19 protein-coding genes are annotated in these 17,309 nt (G+C 70.0%); 17 read left to right on the forward strand and 2 right to left on the reverse strand.

The window, feature by feature from the left end; all coding sequences use genetic code 11:
* Positions 1-148: 148 nt before the first annotated feature.
* Positions 149-3,799 carry an AAA family ATPase gene (locus E8M80_RS07505; RefSeq protein ID WP_170979257.1) on the forward strand — a complete coding sequence of 1,217 codons (3,651 nt, stop codon included), beginning with the start codon at positions 149-151 and terminating at the stop codon, positions 3,797-3,799.
* A 99-nt stretch (positions 3,800-3,898) separates the two neighbouring features.
* Positions 3,899-4,060 (forward strand): IS66 family insertion sequence element accessory protein TnpB, encoded by a 162-nt coding sequence (gene tnpB, locus E8M80_RS07510; protein WP_137125065.1) that lies wholly within the window; start codon positions 3,899-3,901, stop codon positions 4,058-4,060.
* Between the two features lie 186 nt (positions 4,061-4,246).
* On the opposite strand, the gene E8M80_RS26935 is transcribed toward tnpB, so the two are convergent.
* Entirely contained in the window at positions 4,247-4,666 is a 420-nt protein-coding gene (locus tag E8M80_RS26935) for a cold-shock protein (protein ID WP_170979258.1), read from the reverse strand.
* 508 nt (positions 4,667-5,174) lie between these two features.
* Here E8M80_RS26935 and E8M80_RS07520 point away from each other — a divergent pair.
* Genes E8M80_RS07520 through E8M80_RS07530 form a run of 3 tightly spaced genes read left to right on the forward strand, consistent with a single transcriptional unit; the run spans position 5,175 to position 8,518 of the window.
* Positions 5,175-6,773, forward strand: a complete 1,599-nt coding sequence (locus E8M80_RS07520) for an ABC transporter substrate-binding protein (protein ID WP_137125067.1) — start codon at positions 5,175-5,177, stop codon at positions 6,771-6,773.
* A gap of 12 nt (positions 6,774-6,785) precedes the next feature.
* On the forward strand, positions 6,786-7,745 hold the full coding sequence (locus E8M80_RS07525; protein WP_137125068.1) for an ABC transporter permease: 960 nt from the start codon (positions 6,786-6,788) through the stop codon (positions 7,743-7,745).
* Positions 7,742-8,518 carry an ABC transporter permease gene (locus tag E8M80_RS07530; protein WP_137125069.1) on the forward strand — a complete coding sequence of 259 codons (777 nt, stop codon included), beginning with the start codon at positions 7,742-7,744 and terminating at the stop codon, positions 8,516-8,518. The genes E8M80_RS07525 and E8M80_RS07530 overlap by 4 nt, the downstream gene beginning before the upstream one ends.
* Before the next feature lie 122 nt (positions 8,519-8,640).
* Here the strand turns inward: E8M80_RS07530 and E8M80_RS07535 are convergent, their stop codons facing one another.
* Positions 8,641-9,636: a GTP-binding protein gene (locus tag E8M80_RS07535; protein ID WP_137125070.1), complete on the reverse strand. Its 996-nt coding sequence runs from the start codon at positions 9,634-9,636 to the stop codon at positions 8,641-8,643.
* Positions 9,637-9,731: 95 nt separating this feature from the next.
* Here E8M80_RS07535 and E8M80_RS07540 point away from each other — a divergent pair, with 95 nt between their 5' ends.
* The 12 genes from E8M80_RS07540 to E8M80_RS07595 all read left to right on the forward strand — a co-directional run bounded on the left by E8M80_RS07540 (position 9,732) and on the right by E8M80_RS07595 (position 17,309).
* Positions 9,732-10,562: an AAA family ATPase gene (locus E8M80_RS07540; protein WP_137125071.1), complete on the forward strand. Its 831-nt coding sequence runs from the start codon at positions 9,732-9,734 to the stop codon at positions 10,560-10,562.
* Complete coding sequence (locus E8M80_RS07545; protein ID WP_206035588.1) at positions 10,540-11,004, forward strand: MerR family transcriptional regulator; 465 nt, start codon at positions 10,540-10,542, stop codon at positions 11,002-11,004. The genes E8M80_RS07540 and E8M80_RS07545 overlap by 23 nt, the downstream gene beginning before the upstream one ends.
* A 108-nt stretch (positions 11,005-11,112) precedes the next feature.
* A complete protein-coding gene (locus E8M80_RS07550; protein WP_170979260.1) occupies positions 11,113-12,321 on the forward strand; it encodes a hydrogenase expression protein HypE in 1,209 nt (402 codons plus the stop codon).
* Positions 12,322-12,333: 12 nt separating this feature from the next.
* Positions 12,334-12,612, forward strand: a complete 279-nt coding sequence (locus tag E8M80_RS07555; RefSeq protein WP_137125074.1) for a hypothetical protein — start codon at positions 12,334-12,336, stop codon at positions 12,610-12,612.
* A gap of 12 nt (positions 12,613-12,624) precedes the next feature.
* On the forward strand, positions 12,625-12,891 hold the full coding sequence (locus E8M80_RS07560) for a hypothetical protein (protein WP_137125075.1): 267 nt from the start codon (positions 12,625-12,627) through the stop codon (positions 12,889-12,891).
* The gene (locus E8M80_RS07565; RefSeq protein WP_137125076.1) at positions 12,888-13,184 is read left to right on the forward strand and encodes a hypothetical protein; all 297 of its coding nucleotides are present in this window, start codon (positions 12,888-12,890) and stop codon (positions 13,182-13,184) included. Before E8M80_RS07560 ends, E8M80_RS07565 begins: the two co-directional genes overlap by 4 nt.
* Positions 13,181-13,471 (forward strand): hypothetical protein, encoded by a 291-nt coding sequence (locus E8M80_RS07570; protein ID WP_137125077.1) that lies wholly within the window; start codon positions 13,181-13,183, stop codon positions 13,469-13,471. The genes E8M80_RS07565 and E8M80_RS07570 overlap by 4 nt, the downstream gene beginning before the upstream one ends.
* The gene (locus tag E8M80_RS07575) at positions 13,468-13,740 is read left to right on the forward strand and encodes a hypothetical protein (protein WP_137125078.1); all 273 of its coding nucleotides are present in this window, start codon (positions 13,468-13,470) and stop codon (positions 13,738-13,740) included. The genes E8M80_RS07570 and E8M80_RS07575 overlap by 4 nt, the downstream gene beginning before the upstream one ends.
* A 10-nt stretch (positions 13,741-13,750) precedes the next feature.
* Positions 13,751-15,631, forward strand: coding sequence for a nickel-dependent hydrogenase large subunit (locus tag E8M80_RS07580; protein ID WP_137125079.1), 1,881 nt, complete (start codon positions 13,751-13,753; stop codon positions 15,629-15,631).
* Positions 15,624-16,274, forward strand: coding sequence for a hypothetical protein (locus E8M80_RS07585; protein WP_137125080.1), 651 nt, complete (start codon positions 15,624-15,626; stop codon positions 16,272-16,274). The genes E8M80_RS07580 and E8M80_RS07585 overlap by 8 nt, the downstream gene beginning before the upstream one ends.
* Positions 16,271-16,624: a hypothetical protein gene (locus E8M80_RS07590; RefSeq protein ID WP_137125081.1), complete on the forward strand. Its 354-nt coding sequence runs from the start codon at positions 16,271-16,273 to the stop codon at positions 16,622-16,624. The genes E8M80_RS07585 and E8M80_RS07590 overlap by 4 nt, the downstream gene beginning before the upstream one ends.
* Complete coding sequence (locus E8M80_RS07595; protein WP_137125082.1) at positions 16,569-17,309, forward strand: hypothetical protein; 741 nt, start codon at positions 16,569-16,571, stop codon at positions 17,307-17,309. The genes E8M80_RS07590 and E8M80_RS07595 overlap by 56 nt, the downstream gene beginning before the upstream one ends.

A 17,309-nucleotide genomic window follows, 5' to 3' on the forward strand; every position in this document is an offset into this window, starting at 1 on the left:
ACGGGCCTTTGCGGTTTTGACGCTCGCCGCACGCTCCCGCATGCTCGCCGGAGCAATTCACGGAGGCCCGCTCGCACCGATGGCCGTAGTCGGTCTTCGCCTTCTCGGCGGCTTTGAGGCCCGCCTTGCGGACGGGGATCGCGCCGTCGTGCTGCCGACGCGCAAGGCGGAGGCGCTTCTCGCCGTCCTCGCTCTCGCCGACGGAGCGATATGCCCGAGAGAGCGCCTGACCGCCCTGCTCTGGGGCGACCGTGGCGAGGCGCAGGCCCGGCACAGCCTGAGCCAGGCCCTCTCCTCGATCCGCACCGCGCTGGGGAACGATGACTGCCTGATCGCGACCCGAGAAGGAGTCGCTGTCGGCTCGGCGACGCTCGTCGTGGACGTGATCCGGTTCCGCTCGCTCGCCGAAGCGGATGGCTTCGACGCGCTGGACGAGGCGGCCAGGCTCTATCGCGGGCCGCTGCTGGACGGCACGGCGCTGCGCGAGGACGCCTTCGCGGAATGGCTCTCGGTGGAACGGACCCGGCTGCACGACCTTGCCGTCGGCGCCCTGCTCCGCCTGGCGCGCGCCGCCCGGCTGCGCGAAGATCCGACCTCCGCGCGCTTCGCCCTCGAGCGCGCGGTGTTGCTCGAGCCCCTGTCGGAGGAAGCGCACCGCGACCTGATCCGGCTGCATCTCGACGAGGGCCGGCCGGCCGAGGCGGCGCGCCAGTACGCGGCCTGCGCAGACATGCTGCATCGCGAGCTCCAGGTGGAGCCCGGCCCGGAGCTCGCCGCATTGCGGCGCGAGGCGCTGGGACGCACCTCCGTGCCGCCGCCCGTCGTCGCGGAAGCTGCCGGCGACGAGCGCAAGCTGATCACGGCGCTGGCTGCGAGTCTCCTGCCCGGGCCGTCTGCGCCTGTCGATCCTGAGGATCTCGAACCCTTGCTGGAGGCGGCGGCGCGGCGCGTCTCGGCGGCTGTCCGCGCGAATGGCGGTCACCTGCTGCGCGCCTCGTCCGAGGGCGTGTTGGCGGCCTTCGGCGCGCCGCTCGCGCTCGAGGACCACGGCCTGCGCGCCTGCCATGCGGCGCTCGCCGTGCTCGCGGTCGCGGAGGGCAGCGACGGCGCGGTCACGTTCGGCGTCGGGCTCGATTCCGCAGAGGCGCTCCTGCGCGGCGGCGCGCTGTCAGGCCCGCCCCTGCAGCGCGCCGTCCGCCTCGCCGCCGCCGCGCCCGGCGCCGTCGTCGCGACCGAGGCCACGGTGGCGCTCACGCGCGGGCGGATGCGCTTCGCGCCTACCGGGTCGCCGCCCGCGGACGCCGCGCAGCCCGGCGCCGCCCTCTACCGCCTGGAGGGGCCGGCATCCGCGCCGCCCGCCCCGACCGCGTCGCCTGCCGGCTTCGTCGAGCGGCGGGTCGAGCTGGACGCCCTCGCCGCCGCGCTCGTACCCGCGGAGAAGGGCTCGGGCCGGCTCGTCGCCGTCGTGGGCGAAGCTGGCGTGGGCAAGTCGCGCCTCGTGCGGGAGTTCCTGGCCGGGGCCCTGCCCTCGCACTGGCGCGCCATCGCCTATGGCGCGGACTCGCAATCCACCGAGATCGCCCATGCCGCAGTCGCCGGCCTGATGCGCGCGTATTTCGGCCTGGCCGAGGAGGATGAGGCCAAGATCGTCCGTGCGCGCGTCACGGCGGTGGCGCAGGTGCTCGGCCTCACGCCGGCAGTGACGGAGGCGCTGCTCGCACTGCTAGGCGGCGCGGCGGCGGAGGCGAACTCGGCCTGGGCCGTGCTCGAGCCGGCGCAGCGCCGCCGCCGCCTTGTCGATGCAGTCAAGGCACTGCTGCACCGCCATGCAGCGGACCAGCCGCTGCTCGTCGTGCTTGAGGACCTGCACTGGCTCGACGCGGCTAGCCGCGAGATCCTCGAGAGCCTCGTCGAATCGTTGCCGGCCTCGCGCCTCGCGCTGCTGGTGAACTGCCGGCCCGAATTCGTCCATGGATGGACGAGCCTCGCCCATTACCGCCCGATCCGCCTCGAGCCACTCAGCGCGGCGGGCGCGCAGGCGCTGCTGGATCGCGCGCTGGGGCCGCATGAGAGCCTCGATCCGCTCAAGCGACGCTTGGCCGCCCGCGCCGGAGGCAATCCGTTCTTTCTCGAGGAATGCGCCCGTGCCGCTGAGGCCGCCGGATTGCTGCGCGGCGAGCCAGGCGCCTACCGCCTCGCGGGCGACCCGGACGCGCTGGTCCTGCCGGCGACGGTGCAGGCCGTGATCGCCGCCCGCCTCGACCGGCTCGCGCCGGAGGACAAGCGTCTGCTGCAGGTCGCGGCGGTGATCGGCGCCGAGCCGTCCGGGCCCTTGCTGCGCGCGGTGAGCGGGCTTGCCGACGACGCCTTCGAACGCGCCATAGTTCGGCTCCAGGCCGGCGAGTTCCTGCTGCCGCTGCGCATCGTTCCGGAAACGGCGTATCGCTTCAAGCACGCGCTGACGCACGACGTCGTTTATGGCTCGCTGCTGCGGCAGGACCGGCGGGAGCTGCACCTGCGCGTGCTGCGCACCCTCGAGCGGATCCAGGGCGGGGCAGCGCCGCAGCGCACCTCGGAGGCGCCGGTCGAACTGCTCGCCCTCCATGCCGCGCGGGCAGAGGAATGGCAGGCGGCCGCGACATATGGGCGCAGGGCGGGCCTGCGCGCCGCGGCGCGCTCGGCCAACCGCGAGGCGGTCGGCCATTACGACCGGGCGCTCGATGCGCTCCGCCGGCTGCCGGAGGGCGCCGGGCGGGCCGCGGCGGAAGTGGACCTGCATCTCGAGATACGGAACGCCCTCTTCGTGGTCGGCGAGCCGGCGGCGATTCCGGCTCACCTGGAGGAGGCCGCCCGCATCGCCGAGGCGACCGGCGACACGCCGCGCCAAGTGCGTGCCGGACTGCTGCTGTCCGGGTGGTACTGGCAGAACGGGCAGCACCGCCTCGCAGCCGAGGCGGCGGACCGCGCGGTGGCGATCGCCGCAGCCGACGGCGACGACCTGACCGCAGCGCTCGGCCTCTACCGGCGCGGGACCAACCTGCAGGCGGTCGGCGTGTACGCCGCAGCGGCGGCGACACTGCGCGAGGCGCTCGCGCTACTGGAACGGCGAGGCGCGCAGGACGCCTTCGACTTCGGTGGGCACCCCTTCGTCTTCTGCTGCTCCTTCCTGTCCTGGTCGCTGGCCGAACTCGGCGAGAACGAGGCGGCACGGCGCGAGGGCCAGCGCGGCTGGGAGGCGGCGGCGCGGCTCGGCAACAGCTACTCCCAGGCGGTGATGAGCTTCGGCTACGGCCACGCCCTGATCCGCGCCGGAGCGCTCGAGGAGGCGGAGGAGGTGCTGTCACGCGGGCTCGAGCTCTACCGTGTCGCCGAGGTCCCGGCCACCTACCCCTGGATCGCGGCGGGCCTCGGCTACGTGCGGGTGCTGCGCGGCGACGCGGAGCAGGGCCTCGCACTGCTCCGCCATGCCGTCGAGCCGGAGGTGCGCCGGCGCGGGCCGATGTACGCGCATACTTATCTTCGGCTCGCCGAGGCGGCACGCCAAATCGGGCTTGCGGACGAGGCACTTGCGGCAGCCCACGCCGGCCGCGCCGCGGCAGCGGCCCAGGAGGAGCGTGGGCACCTGGCCTGGGCCGAGCGTGTGTTCGGGGACTTACTGTCGTCGGAGCTGCCGCGGGAGGCGAGAATGCACTATCGGACGGCCGCCGAGATCGCCAAGGAACTCGGCATGAGTCCCGAGTTCGAGCTTGCAGGCGCCGGACTTGAAAGGCTGAGGGCCCGCGGGTCCCGAAGGGGATGATCTGTTTCGGGAAATGGAAGGCAGCCCCAGGCACCCCGCCTGGCCGCATAGCGTTGGTCACGTGCGCGATGGCTACCTTGCCGCTGCGCCGGTCACCGGATGCCATCGCAGGCTCCGTTCGATGGCTCGCTCTACGCCTTGCGCGGTCGCAATGGCCGGCGGGTGAAGTGCCTCTGGCATGAAGGGATCGGCCTATGCCTGCTGTCCAAGCGCATCGAGCCGGGCGCCCTGGGCGGGAAGCGGACTTGCCCAAGAGTGTGAATCGGCGCCAAATCGGCCCCCGCCCGAAATCGGTAGCAAATCTCTGATTTTGTTGCCGAAATTGGCCTCTTGGTGGGGGCCCGATCGGCGATGATCGGGACCCTACGCCACCGCCACCTTTTGGTACGATATCAAGCCGGTAGGCCGAATTCTGACGGCGTCCCGGCTCGGCGCTTATTCACAGGCTCAGTCGATGTCGAGCGCCTCGACCTCTGGTCCCCTTTTGCCCCGAATGACGCGCACCTTGACGGCCAGGCCCTCGGTCAGCGAAGGCAGGCCACTGCGTTGCAGGGCGGTGGCGTGCACAAACACGTCCGGCCCGCCGCTTTCCAAGGCGACGAAGCCGAAGCCCTTTTCAGAATTGTACCACTTCACAGTGCCGCGCATCGGCTCAGCACCGGCGACATCACGGTCGGCGCCGTCTATCCCGACGACCTCGACGACCTGGGGCCCTTTCTGGCCTTGGCCGATGCGGACCCGCAGCCGCGCCTTAGGCGCCACAGTGTCCGCTCCGAAGCGTTGCAAGGCGCTGATGTGCAAGAATGCTTCGCCGCCGGTGTCCAGCGCGACGAAACCGAAGCCCCTTGCCGCATCGAACCGTGTCACGACTGCCGCAACCTCCGGGCCGCAGGTCTGAGATGCTTCTCGCCGTACAGGGCGCGAGGCGACTGCGGTAGGCTCAGGCGGTGGCGACCAAGCCTCGGGAAAGTCGCGCTCAGACTCTCCCTTCCTGCTGCGTGATTTGCGGGCGCGGCGCCAATCGTCGTCTGACATGTCTCTGGCTCATTGCTCGGACCATACCGGTCGTACGGGCCGCTGGACTTCGCTTGAAGCAAGAGACGCGCGTACCATCAAGAGGCCCTGTTGGGGTGGCGGCTCGCTCCGCGCGGCGCGGCCGGCGCCAATGAGTGATTGGTCGTTGGCCTGCCCGGACTGGATCACCCGCATCCAGACCTGCAGGACACTCGTGCCCGACCTGCCCCTGCTAAAGGGCGAGGCCGAGCGGGCGGTCACCATCTTCAATCGGCTGCGGCTGCCCGACGTGCCGGGTCGCCCCGCAAACGGTTGGTAGCTGACGCAGCACCCAGCACTGAAAGAGTAGACAGCACGGGGAGTGTCAATCATCGTCGTCAGAAAGTTGTTTGGGAGGCTGCGAGTGTTCTTCACGCGACTGATCCTGGCGACGCTGCTCCTGAATCTCTGCGCGCCGCTCGCCGGCGCCCAAACGCGCGGCGGCACGGCGGTCATTGCTGTGCCCTCGGACCCGGGTCACCTGAACCCGGCCATAACCACCAGCGCGCCCGTGCAGCAGATCGCGGCCTCCCTGTTCAACGGTCTCGTCAGCCTCGACGAGACCGGGGCGCCGCAGCCCGATCTTGCTCAATCCTGGACCATCACGCCCGACGGATTGCGCGTGACGTTCACGCTGGTTCCCGACGCACGCTGGCACGACGGCCAACCCGTCACGGCCGAGGACGTGAAGTTCAGCTTCGAGAGCCTGCTCTTCCGGTTCCATGCGCGCACCCGCGCCGGGCTCGCGCCAGCGGTGGAGGGAATCGACGCGCCGGATCCACACACCGTGGTGTTCCGGATGCGGCGGCCGCACGCGCCGCTGCTACGCCAGGTGGACGTACTGGAGGCGCCAATTCTGCCGCGCCACATCTACGGCGAAGGCGACGCCAGCCAGCATCCGGCGAATCTCCGCCCGGTCGGCTCCGGCCCCTTCCGCTTTGAGAACTACCGAAAGGATGACACCGTCGTGCTCGTCCGCAACGAGACCTACTTCAAGCCCGCCCTGCCGCATCTGGACCGCCTAGTCTTCCGCGTGATCCCGGATGCCAACACACAGATCCAGGCACTTCTTGCCGGCGAGGTTGACTACGTGGTGCGCGTCACACCCGGCGACGTGCGTCGATTGCAGAATCGCGGCGTCACGATGGTCGATACGCGTGGTGGCGCCGGTGGGTCGAATTGCATCATGACGGTCGGATTCAATCTCGAGCGGCCGTTGTTTGCTGACCTGCGCGTCCGCCGTGCCATCGCCGTTGCGATGGACCGACAGCAGATGCTCGATCTAGTCCTGTTCGGTCGCGGCCGGGTGGCCGAAGCGCCAATTTCGAGCGGCATCCCTTGGGCTCACCTGCCCGGCGCGCTGGCCGCGCACCCCTTCGACGCCGCGCTCGCCAATCGACTTCTGGATGAGGCGGGGCGCCCCCGTGGCCCGAATGGCGAGCGCTTCTCCATCGACATGTTCATGTATGCGACCTTCACGCGCTACGCCGAGCTTATGCGGCAGCAGCTCGCGCACGTCGGCATCGCCTTGCGAGTGCGCTTCGTGGACGCGGCTGGACTCGCCGACGCTGTGTTCGCTCGGCGCGACTTCGACACCACGCTGATCTCCTACTGCAATGGGCTGGATCCCGCGATCGGCGTGCGGCGGATGTACGACAGTGCCAACATCGGCCGCGTGCCCTTCTCCAACGCCGCGGCCTATCGCAATGAAGAAGTGGACCGCCTCTTCACCGCCGCGGGCGCGACGGTGGACGAGACGCAGCGCGGCGAGCAGTACCGCGCCGCGCAGCGCATCCTGGCCGCCGAGCTGCCCTACTGGTGGCTGGTCGAGGCCGTGCTGACCACCGCCTGGCGCAACAACTTCGAGGGCTTCGCGCCCTGGAGCGGCCAGTTCGCGGAGCGGGCGCAGCGACTGCGCTGACGGGGGGAGTCGATGCGGCGCCTGCTGCTACGCCGTCTGCTGCTGGCGCTACCGACGCTGCTGGTCGCAGCAACCATTGCCTTCGTGCTGGCCCATCTTGCACCGGGCAGCCCTGCGGCCGCGCTTGGCGGTGACTTCGGTGCCCCCGGCCTGGTCGAGGAGATCGCCCGCATCCAGGGCCTCGATCGCCCGCTTGCCGTCATCTACGCGGAATGGCTGCTGCGTCTGGCGCACGGCGATCTCGGCTTCTCCTTCCGCGCGCAGGCGCCTGTTGCCGAGCTCATCCGCGACCGTCTCGGCGTGACGTTGGTGCTCGGCGTCTCGGCTATCCTGCTTGCCATGCTGTTCGGCATCGTCCTCGGCACGGTGTCGGCCACACGGTCCGGTGGGCGCGTCGCGGTCGCCGCGTTCGCGGTGCTGCAGGCCGTGCCCGTCTATCTCATCGCCCAACTGCTCGTGCTTGTCTTTGCCGTCTGGCTCGGTCTTCTGCCGATCCAGGGGCTCGAGGACCCGCGAGCGACCCCGCTCGGCCTCTCGGCGCTGCTGGCCGAACGCGCGCGTCACCTCGCGCTGCCGATCGTGGCGCTCGGCCTCGGCCAGCTCGGCTTCGTCGCGCTGCTGACGCGCGCACGGCTGCGGGAGGAGCTTTGCCGCCTCTATGTCACCACCGCGCGTGCGCATGGCGCGCGCGAGGCCGCGCTGCGGTTCCGACACGCGCTGCCCAATGCCCTGCTGCCCCTGCTCGCACTGTTCGGCAGCCGCGTCGGCGCGCTGGTCGGCGGCGCGCTCGTGATCGAGACCGTCTTCGCCCTGCCCGGTCTCGGCCGGCTTGCGGTGACGGCGGCTGTGGCGCGCGACCAACCGACGGTCATCGGCGTGGTGCTCGTCGCCGCGCTGGTCATCGTTCTGGCGAACCTGGCGGTTGACGTGTTGCAGATCTGGCTGGATCCGCGTCAGCGGGAGGCGGCGTGAACCGCGTGGCGCTGGCGTACCTGCTCGGCCTGGGCGGGCTGCTGGCCATGATGGTCGCGATCGCCCCGACGGGCGGAATCCAGGCCCTGCCGATGTCACGCGCGTTCCTGCCTCCAGGTGCGGCGCATCCCTTCGGCACGGACGACCTCGGGCGGGACATGCTGTTGGCGGTGGCGCAGGGGGCGCGGACCTCCCTGCTGGTCGGCCTCGTCGCGCTCGGCCTCGGTGGGGGCATCGGCGTGGCGGCGGGCCTTGCGGCAGGCCTCGGCCCAGTGGTGCTGGATGAGGCGTTGATGCGCACGACCGACGTGGTGGCTAGCCTGCCGACGCTGCTGATCGCCGTGCTCGCCGCGGCCTTCTTCGGTGGCTCGGCGATGCTGGTCGCGTTGGTGCTCGGGCTCACGCGATGGCCGGTGATCGCCCGGCTCGTGCGCGCCGAGACGCTGACGCTACGCCGGCTTCCCTTCTTCCGTGCCGCGGTGGCGCTGGGCTGCGGGCCGCTGCGGCTGGGGCGCCGGCATGTGCTGCCGCAGCTTGCTGCGGTGGTCGCCCCCGCGGCGGGCGTGATCTTCGGCGGCGCCATCCTGGCCGAGGCGACGCTGGCCTTCCTCGGCCTAGGCGATCCGGAGCTGACGAGTTGGGGCCGGCTGATCGCGGCGGGCTACCCCTTTCTCGACGATGCCTGGTGGATGTGGGCTTTCCCGGTCGCGGCCATCTGCCTGACCACGGCGCTTGTTGCCCTGGCCTCGGACGCCATCGGGCGGTCGGACTAGGTGTTTGATCCAGGGGTTTGATGGTGCGGTCTTTTCGCAGGCGTGGAAGGACGCGCACGTGGAACCGCTTTGCGGTTCCGCCGGGCGAACATAGACGACCATGGAGACAAAGACTTCTTGCTCTACGGGCGAACCTCGCAGCGCGTCAGATCGGCGCGGATCGCTGCCTCCGGCAGGCCCAGGCCGATGAAGACGAGCGCGCCGTGCTCGCCCTCCGCCAGCGCGGCTCCCTCCGGCGCCCGGCCGGTGCGTAGCACGTCGCGCACCCCCTGCAGCAGCACCGGGTGTGCCTCTCCAGCGATGCGGATCACGCCCTTGCAGCGCAGCAGCCGCTCAGCATGGCGAAGGACGAGGAAGGAGAGCACATCGCGCAACCGGTCGGCGTTGAGCGGCGCCTGCGGCCGTACGATAAAGGACTCCGCTACCGGCTCGGCCCGGCGCGGAGCAGCCTCGCGTCGGCCAGCGAAGACCGATGGCAGTGTCGGCGACCAGCGCGCAGACCCCGCGGGCCAGGGGCCGAGCAGGAGAGCGGGGTCGAGCGACATGGGCGCGACCATCCGGATGTCCGCCAGGGGATTTGATCTGGCGAGCGCATCGGCCAGCGCGATCAGCGCCTCGGCCGGCATCGACCCCGTCTTGTTCAGCAGGATCGCATCCGCCACGCCGATCTGGCGCTCGGCAACGGCGAATTGCGCGCGCTGTTGCGCAAGGGCAGGCGCGTCGCAGACCGTCACCACGCGGACCACGCCGACACGTCCGCGCAGGGAGGCAGCGCGGGCAACCGTGGATAGGATCGCGCCCGGGTCGGCGAGGCCCGTCGTCTCCAGCACCGCGAGCCGGGCGCGATCCGGCGCGGCGGCACGCAAGCGAACCACCTCCTCGAGGGCGGCCAGCAGGTCGCCTTGGATGGAGCAGCAGATGCAGCCATTCGTGAGTTCGACCAGCCCGTCGGCGCGGTTGGCAGCGGGCAGCAGCATCCCGTCCACGTCGACCGCGCCGAACTCGTTGACCAGCGCCACGATGCCCGTGGCGTCACCCGCTCTTAGCGCGGCGTTCAGGCAACTGGTCTTGCCGGCGCCCAGAAAGCCGGTGAGGAGGACGAGCGGCAGCGGTTCCATGCGGGTTCCGGAGTCTCGGCGGGGTGCCGGAAAGAGGCTTGATCTGGCCGGCCCGCTCCAGCGAAAGTCAAGCCGATGGCGAGGAGGCCAACACCATGAAGATCGCGACCGTGGGCAAGGGCGGCTCGGGCAAGACCACGCTTGCCGGCACGCTGGCCCGTATCTTCGCCGAGCGGGGACAGCGCATCGTCGCGATCGACGGCGACCCCAATCCCAACCTGGCGCTGACGCTTGGCATGACGCCACAGGCGGCGGACCAGATCACCTACATCCCGCCCAGCATCATGACGCTGGTGAAGGACGAAGCCGGCAATTCGCGCCTCGAAGCGACGATGAGCAACGCCTCGATCATGGACAAGTTCGCCGTTCGCGCGAATGACCGGATAGACCTGATCGTCATGGGCAAGCCGGCGCATGGTACGGCCGGCACGGGGTGCATGTGCTCCTCCCACCGGGCGGTGCGCGGGCTGATCGCGGAGTTGACCGACATTGGCGAGCACACCATCACCGACATGGAAGCCGGGCTCGAACACTTGAAGCGCGGCACGGCGCGCAACGTGGACATGATGCTGGTCGTCGCCGAACCCTACTACCGCTCGCTCGAAGCCGCGTTGCGGACGTGCGAGTTGGCGCGGGAGCTCAACATTCCCTTCGTGAAGGTCGTCTCCAACAAGGCCCGCAGCGACGAGGACCGCGCCGCGATCGCGACCTTCTGCGCGAAGAACGGGCTCGAGGTGATCGGCGAGGTGCCCTTCGACGAAGCCTTCGTGCGGGCCGAGCAGCAGGGCCTGTCGCCCTACGATCACGCGCCCGGATCCGTCGGCATCGGCGCGATCCGCGCCATCGCCGATGCCATCGCGATGCTCGCCGCCACGCCTCCGCCGCCCGCATCAGTCGCCGGCCATGGTGCGGGCGCGACCGCCTGAGGCGCCCGACGGCGGCGGCCTGCTCGTCGGAGAGCTGGCCGCCGCCCTAGGTGTGACGCCGAAGACGCTGCGGCACTACGAGAAGCTCGGCGTGGTACCGTCGCCTGGGCGCGGCGCTAACGGCTACCGACGCTATCCCGCTGATGCGGTCCGGCGCGCGCGGCTGGCCGTTAAGCTACGCGCGCTGGGCTTCACACTGCCCGCGGTGCGGGCCCTGCTCGCCGCGACGGATGGCCGGTCCATGCGGGCGCGGCTGGCCTCCGAGCTCGACCAGAAGGTGCAGGAGACGGCGCTGCAGATCGTGGTGCTGCAGGGCAGGCGGGACGAGATGGAGGCGCGGCTGCTCGCGGTCTTTGATGCGCCGCCCGGCGCCGATGCGGCCGCGGTCTGCGACGCCTTCCTCGGCGCCGCGCCGCAGGGGACAGCCCCAAGGATCGCTTGACCTTGCCCCAGGGGCAGGGTGCAACATCGCGCCGCGAACCGGGCAGGTCCCGGCGGTCGAGGTCACATGTCGGACGGCAACGGACCCCCGGGCACGGCGCAGCGGTACATGCCGCGCTTCACGCTCGACGATGGCCCGATCACCGAGGTGCATGCCTTCTGGCTCGCCGGCATGAGCTGCGATGGCTGCTCGATCGCCGCGACCGGCGCGCAGAACCCGACCGTCGAGCAGTTGATGACCGGCAGCATCCCCGGCCTGCCGAGGATCGTGCTGCACCATCCCGTGCTGTCGGTGACCGCCGGCAAGGACTTCATGAAGGCGCACCATCTGGCCCGCGCCGGCAAGCTCGGCGCGCCCTATGTCGTGCTGATGGAGGGCTCGGTCCCCGACGAGAGCATCGCCGGCGCCTTCGGCGGCTACTGGTCCGCGATGGGCGCCGAACACCTGCCCGACGGCACGCAGCGGCCGATCCCGACCGCGCATTGGCTGCGCGACCTCGCGAAGGGCGCGGCGGCGGTGATCGCGGTCGGCACCTGCGCGACCTGGGGCGGCATTCCGGCGGCGGCGGGCAACGTCACCGGCTCGATGTCGGTGATGGATTACCTGGGCAAGGACTACCTCAGCCAGCTCGGCCTGCCGCCGATCAACATCCCCGGCTGCGCGCCGCTCGGCGACAACATCACGGAGACCATCACCTCCGTGCTGATGTTCCTGGCCGGCATCGGGCCTCTGCCGGAATTCGACGAACTCGGCCGCCCGGCCTGGATGTTCACATCCACCGTGCATCGCGGCTGCGTGCGTGCCGGCAACTACGAGGAAGGCAAGTTCGCCGACGAGTACGGGCAGAAGGAATGCCTGGTAGAGCTCGGCTGCTGGGGCCCGGTGGTCCAGTGCAATATGGTCTCGCGCGGGGCGGTCGGCCACAATGGCGGCTGCATGAACACCGGCGGCATCTGCATCGGCTGCACCATGCCAGGCTTCCCCGATGCTTTCGCGCCCTTCTACAAAAAGCCGCCAGGCACGCTCGTCTCCTCGGTCCTCAGCCGCGGCACCGGCGGCTTCGTCTCGTACCTCCGCAACTTCACGCAGCGCAGCCGCAACCTGACGGCGCGCTGGAAGGAGACCGGCTCGGTGCCGAGCGGCTGGGCGAGCGTGCAGGCGAAGGCCTCCTCGGTGGATCGCGCCGTGGGCTTCTTCTACGAACGCATGAAGGCCAGCGGCACGCGCTTTGAGCCCGGCTCCGCGCGGCAGAAGGAGTTGCAGGCCTCGGCAAGCGACTACCTCCGCAAGCGCCCGCCGGCGCAGGCCGCGGAATAGGAGGGCGAGGCGATGTGGTGGACGCTCGGCTTCATCGTCGCGGGCCTCGTCGTGGTGGTGGTCGCGGTGCTCCTGATCGGCATCCTGCTGCAGGCGCGGCGCATCCTGAAGCTGGCGGGCGCGGCCAGCGGCCTGGTCGGCGAGATTGACGCCAACACGCGCTCCATCTGGGCGCTGACGACGACCAACCAGGTCGCCGGGCAGATCCTGGACGGCGCGCAGGCCATTGACCGCAACGCCGCCGATGTCGCAGCGGCGCTGACCGGCGCCTCGCGCGCCGACGCGGCGTAGGAGGGCAGCGGAATGTGGGTTCTCGCCATCGTCCTCGCGCTGGTCGTGACCGGGATCGTCGCCGTGCTGTTGCTGCTGATCATCCGCACCGCCGCCGACATCGAGGCCGGCTGCGCCGAAATCTGGGCGCGCGGCCAGCGGGTCGCCAACAACACCATCCACCTCGCCAACCTGCACCGCACGGAGGAAGCAACGCAACGCATCCTCGGCCGCGCGGGCCGGATCCTCGGCCACGTCAAGGAGCTGGACGCCCATGTTAACCCGGAGGCGCCGCGATGACCACGCTGCTGACGCTGCTGAGTTGCCTCGCGGCACTCGCCTTTCTCGGCACCGTGGCCTGGGGGCTGGTTCGCATCGTGGCCCTTCTGGAGGCGATCGGCGGCACGGGCGAGAGCTACCTTGCCAAGCTCCGCCTCGGCCTACGCGCCATCGAGCAGGAGACATCGCATCTGCCGCGGACGGCGCCCGGCATCAATGCCGCGCTGGCCAGCACGGCGGAAGGGCTGACGGCGGTGCGCGACGGGCTTGGCCGGGTCGTCTCCGGGCTGACACGCGGGAGTGAGGCGCGATGAGCGGGCTTGCGCTGGCCATCTGGGCGGTGACGCTGGTGATCGTGGCGGTCGTGATCGTGCCGCTCGCGCTCTCGTTGCTCGGCCGCGCGCTGACCGCCGCGCGGAACATCGAGGGCTACATGCAGGACATGCTGACGGCGGGTGTCGGCATCGCCGGCAACACGGCGGCGATCCCGGCGCTGGACACGACGCTCGCGACCACCGCGGCGATGGCGCCTGTGGCGCAGGGCATCGCCGAGACCGCCGCGGCGGCCGAGGCCTTCGTCGCCGGGGGGAAGGGCGCATGATCACGCTGCTCACCATCGTGACGCTGGTGCTGGCGCTGGCCATCGTCGCGGCCGTCGCCTGGCACCTGATCGGGATCTATGTCGCGCTGAAACGCGCGGGCAACCATCTGGAGGCGCTGGCGGGCGGGCTCACCGCCATCCGTGACCACACCCTGCCGCTGAACGGCAAGATGGACGCCATCAATGCAGGCCTTGCCGCCCTGCTGCCACCGCTCGGCGGCACCGCGACCAGCCTTGGCAACATCGCCGCCGCGCTGAAGCGCGGCTGAGAGACAGAACATGTGCTTCGAGAACCTGCCCATCGAATTCGACGCGAATGGCATCGCGCGGCTCAAGAGCGGCGTGAAGAACCCCTACGAGTACCAGGTCCGCACGTTGGAACAGCGCGATGCCGTGCTGAAGGGCATCGCCGCGCGCAACGGCCAACTGGTGGACATCGACTACGACCCGGTGACGCGGGTGGCCGGCGCGCTGGCCTTCCACTCCACGGTTGACCTGCCGAACCGGCGCGTCGTGGACACCAACTCGATGGCCACCCTGTTTCGCGGCTATGAAGTGATCCTGCGCGGCCGTGATCCGCGCGATGCCGCCTTCATCTCGTCGCGCGCCTGCGGCGTCTGCGGTGGCGTGCACTCCACCGCCTCCGCGCTCTCGATCGAGATGGCGCTGAACATCAAGCCGCCGCCGATGGGCATCGTCGTCCGCAACCTGCTGCTGAGCTGCGAATATCTCTACGACAATCCGCTGCACCTGTTCGTGCTGTCCGGCCCCGACTATTCCGAGACGCTGGTAAAGCAGACCAACCCGGAGATCTGGGCGAAGGCGCAGGACGCGCCGGCGCGCGGCCGCGCCTGGCATGGCTACGCCACGATTGGCGCGATAATGACCGACCTGAACCCGCTGACCGGCAAGTTGTATCTCGAGGCACTGCAAATGACGCGCGTCGCGCGCGAGGCCTATGTGCTGCTCGGCGGCAAATACCCCCACCCGGAGACGATCATCCCCGGCGGCGTGACGACGACGATCACGACCACGACCTTCAACGAATTCTACCTGAAGATTTCGCAGTTTTTCGACTACGCGAAGAAGTGCATCGCGATCTGGGACGACGTGTTCGACTTCTTCCTGGAATGCGAGCCGAAATACGCGGACTGTGGGCGCCTGCCCGCGACGATGATCGACCTTGGCCAGTGGGACCACGAGGACCACTACGACGCGACCTACGCCAACTGCAACGCCTGGGGCGAGAAGCGCTGGTCCACGCCGGGCGTGGTGGTGGATGGCAAGCTCGTCACCACGCGACTGACCGACATCAATGTCGGGCTCGAGGAGTTCATCGAGCATTCCTACTACGAGTCCTGGCAGGACTATCCGTTCAAGACCGATCCGCTCGGCAATCCGCTCAGCCCCAACCATCCCTGGAACAAGACCACCATCCCGCGCCCCGGTTCGCAGAACTGGAAGGAGCGCTACTCCTGGTCCACCACGCCGACCTGGGACCGCAAGGTGTTCGAGGCCGGCGCCTATGCCCGCGTCTACCTGACCGCGATGGCGCAGAAGATCCCGCACAGCGAATACGTCCAGGCGACGGGGCACAGCCTCAAGCTCAACATTTCCAAGGGCGGCGCGCTGCCGGCCATGCTGGCGGAGTGGAAGATCCCGCCGGTCTGGAACGCTTTCGAGCGAAACCGCGCGCGCGCCTATGCGGTGGGCTTCAACCTGATGGTAACGATGGAGAACTTCGTCCGCGCGATGGACCTGCAGAAGCGCGGTGAGACGAAGGTCGCGACACCCTTCGAGATCCCGACCACCGGCCATTCGATCGGCGTCGGCTTCTGGGGCGCGGGCCGGGGCTTCCTCTCGCACCATTGCGAGATCAAGGACGGGCTGCTTGCCAACTACCAGATCGTGACACCCTCCACCGTGAACGCCTGCCCGCGTACGCCCTGGGGCGAGCCCGGCCCCTATGAGCAGGCGGTGATGAACACGCCGATCATCGAGACGCGCTTCACCGGCGCCGAGGATTTCCAGGGCATCGACATCCTGCGCGCGCTGCGGTCCTTCGACCCCTGCATGCCCTGCACGACGCATGTGATGGTCGAGGGCTCCGACCGCGTGGTGACGCGCGAGGTGACGACCTGTGCCTGCGGCATTGATTGAGACCGAGGTCGAAACGCCCTGGACCGGCGGCACGCTGATCGGGATCGTCGGCTTCTCCACTCTGCCGGCGGCCTTCCCGCTCGGCCCCGTACTGATGGCCGGGCTGCGCGCGCGCCTGCCGGGCGTGCAGGTCGAGAACATGACCTGGGGACCGATGCATGTCGTGCAGCGCTTCCAGCAGGCGGATGTGCCGCGGCCGGACCGCGTCGTGCTGGTCGGCGCGGCGGCGATCTGCCGCACCCCCGGCGCCGTCGCGGCGTATCGCTGGCAGGGTGGCGCGCTGCCGCCCGTGGAGATGCAGGACCGCATCTACGAGGCCGTGACCGGCATCGTGGACCTCGAGAACACCCTGATGATCGGCACGCAGTTCGGCATCTGGCCGGAAGTGGCCTGGAGCGTGGAGGCCGACCTGCCCGCCGACACCTTCCAGCGCATGGTGATGGCCGAGAGCGAGGGCTGGGCCGATGACGCGGCACTAGCCGCGCATCTCGGCTTCTCGCCGGCAGCCGTCACGGCGGCGCTGATCGCAGCGACGGCCGGCGTACTGGCCGGGGACGCGACGCCAGGCAAGCGTGCCGAAACCCTGGTGAAGCTGACAGCCTTCACGCAGAATGTCGCCCTGCCTGTCGGAGCCCGTACATGAACGACGCCCCGGAACCGTCCGTGCGCGACCCGCTCGACCGCCTGCAGGCGCGCGAGGAGGTGCTGCAGATCTGCTACTGGTACCAGGGCGAGGGCTTCGGTGAGCGCTTCACCCCCGCCGCCGTGATGCCCTTCGTCAACATCGAGCGCAGCGTGGTGTCCGAGATCTTCGACACGCTCGCCGCCGAAGGCCAGTTCGAGCGCGCCGGCAACGGCTTCGCCTTCTCGGGCGAGGGCAAGCGCAAGGCCGGTCGGCTCTTCGTCGAGACCTTCACGGAATTCCAGACCGGCACGCATGGCGAATGCACCGCCGGCTGCTGCGAGGGCGACGAGGTGTGCGATCACGAGTGATCCGCAGGCGCTGATCGGCTATCGCACCAACGAGGAGTGGCTGCGGCTTCTCGATCAGGTGAATACGAAGCTCGCCGCGCTGGAAGGCAGCCTCGCCCCGGAGCAGCACGCGCAGGTGCTGGACCTGCTGCAGGGCATCGACGCGGTGCACCGGGAATCGCTGCATCGCCTGGTGCGGTTGTTCAAGGAAGGCGTCGTCGAGCAGGTCATCACCGACCCGGCGATCCACACGCTGTTCGGCATGTACGACCTGCTGCCGCCCGAGGAGCCTGGCTGCGCGAAGTTGTGGGATTTCCTCGGCGACCTGCCGTCGCGCGAGCCGCCGTCGCTGTCCGGCGAGGAGCCGCCGCATTGGTCGCCCGCCCCTGTGCTGCACGAGCCCGAGGACGGCACGGCGCTGCTCTGCCGGATGGAGGAAGGGACCATCCTGCTCGCCCATGCGGGCGGCGCGCTCCACGCGCTGGATGCCGCCTGTCCGCGACACGGCGCGCTGATGATGGGCGGGCGCGTCAGCGGCGTTTCCTGGATCTGCCCGCTCGGGCCGGGCTGCGTCTACGACCTGCGCGACGGCGCGCGGCTCGGCGGCGGCGCGCCGCTCCGATGCCATCCGGTGCGGACAGACGGTGCCGGTCGCATCCTGGTCGGCTTCGGCATCCCCCACGCGCCCCAGAAGCCCGCCTTCTGA

This window comes from Roseomonas sp. HF4, assembly GCF_005222755.1.
Taxonomy (GTDB): domain Bacteria; phylum Pseudomonadota; class Alphaproteobacteria; order Acetobacterales; family Acetobacteraceae; genus Neoroseomonas.

Bases quoted from the DNA above. Each gene is read 5' to 3' on its own strand.
- E8M80_RS07550 (WP_170979260.1), top strand. From the start codon at position 11,113: ATGCCGCGCTTCACGCTCGACGATGGCCCGATCACCGAGGTGCATGCC.
- E8M80_RS07545 (WP_206035588.1), top strand. From the start codon at position 10,540: ATGGTGCGGGCGCGACCGCCTGAGGCGCCCGACGGCGGCGGCCTGCTC.
- E8M80_RS07590 (WP_137125081.1), top strand. From the start codon at position 16,271: ATGAACGACGCCCCGGAACCGTCCGTGCGCGACCCGCTCGACCGCCTG.
- E8M80_RS07595 (WP_137125082.1), top strand. From the start codon at position 16,569: ATGGCGAATGCACCGCCGGCTGCTGCGAGGGCGACGAGGTGTGCGATC.
- E8M80_RS07580 (WP_137125079.1), top strand. From the start codon at position 13,751: ATGTGCTTCGAGAACCTGCCCATCGAATTCGACGCGAATGGCATCGCG.
- E8M80_RS07555 (WP_137125074.1), top strand. From the start codon at position 12,334: ATGTGGTGGACGCTCGGCTTCATCGTCGCGGGCCTCGTCGTGGTGGTG.
- tnpB (WP_137125065.1), top strand. From the start codon at position 3,899: ATGCCATCGCAGGCTCCGTTCGATGGCTCGCTCTACGCCTTGCGCGGT.
- E8M80_RS07560 (WP_137125075.1), top strand. From the start codon at position 12,625: ATGTGGGTTCTCGCCATCGTCCTCGCGCTGGTCGTGACCGGGATCGTC.
- E8M80_RS07535 (WP_137125070.1), bottom strand. From the start codon at position 9,636: ATGGAACCGCTGCCGCTCGTCCTCCTCACCGGCTTTCTGGGCGCCGGC.
- E8M80_RS07570 (WP_137125077.1), top strand. From the start codon at position 13,181: ATGAGCGGGCTTGCGCTGGCCATCTGGGCGGTGACGCTGGTGATCGTG.
- E8M80_RS07575 (WP_137125078.1), top strand. From the start codon at position 13,468: ATGATCACGCTGCTCACCATCGTGACGCTGGTGCTGGCGCTGGCCATC.
- E8M80_RS07540 (WP_137125071.1), top strand. From the start codon at position 9,732: ATGAAGATCGCGACCGTGGGCAAGGGCGGCTCGGGCAAGACCACGCTT.
- E8M80_RS07525 (WP_137125068.1), top strand. From the start codon at position 6,786: ATGCGGCGCCTGCTGCTACGCCGTCTGCTGCTGGCGCTACCGACGCTG.
- E8M80_RS07565 (WP_137125076.1), top strand. From the start codon at position 12,888: ATGACCACGCTGCTGACGCTGCTGAGTTGCCTCGCGGCACTCGCCTTT.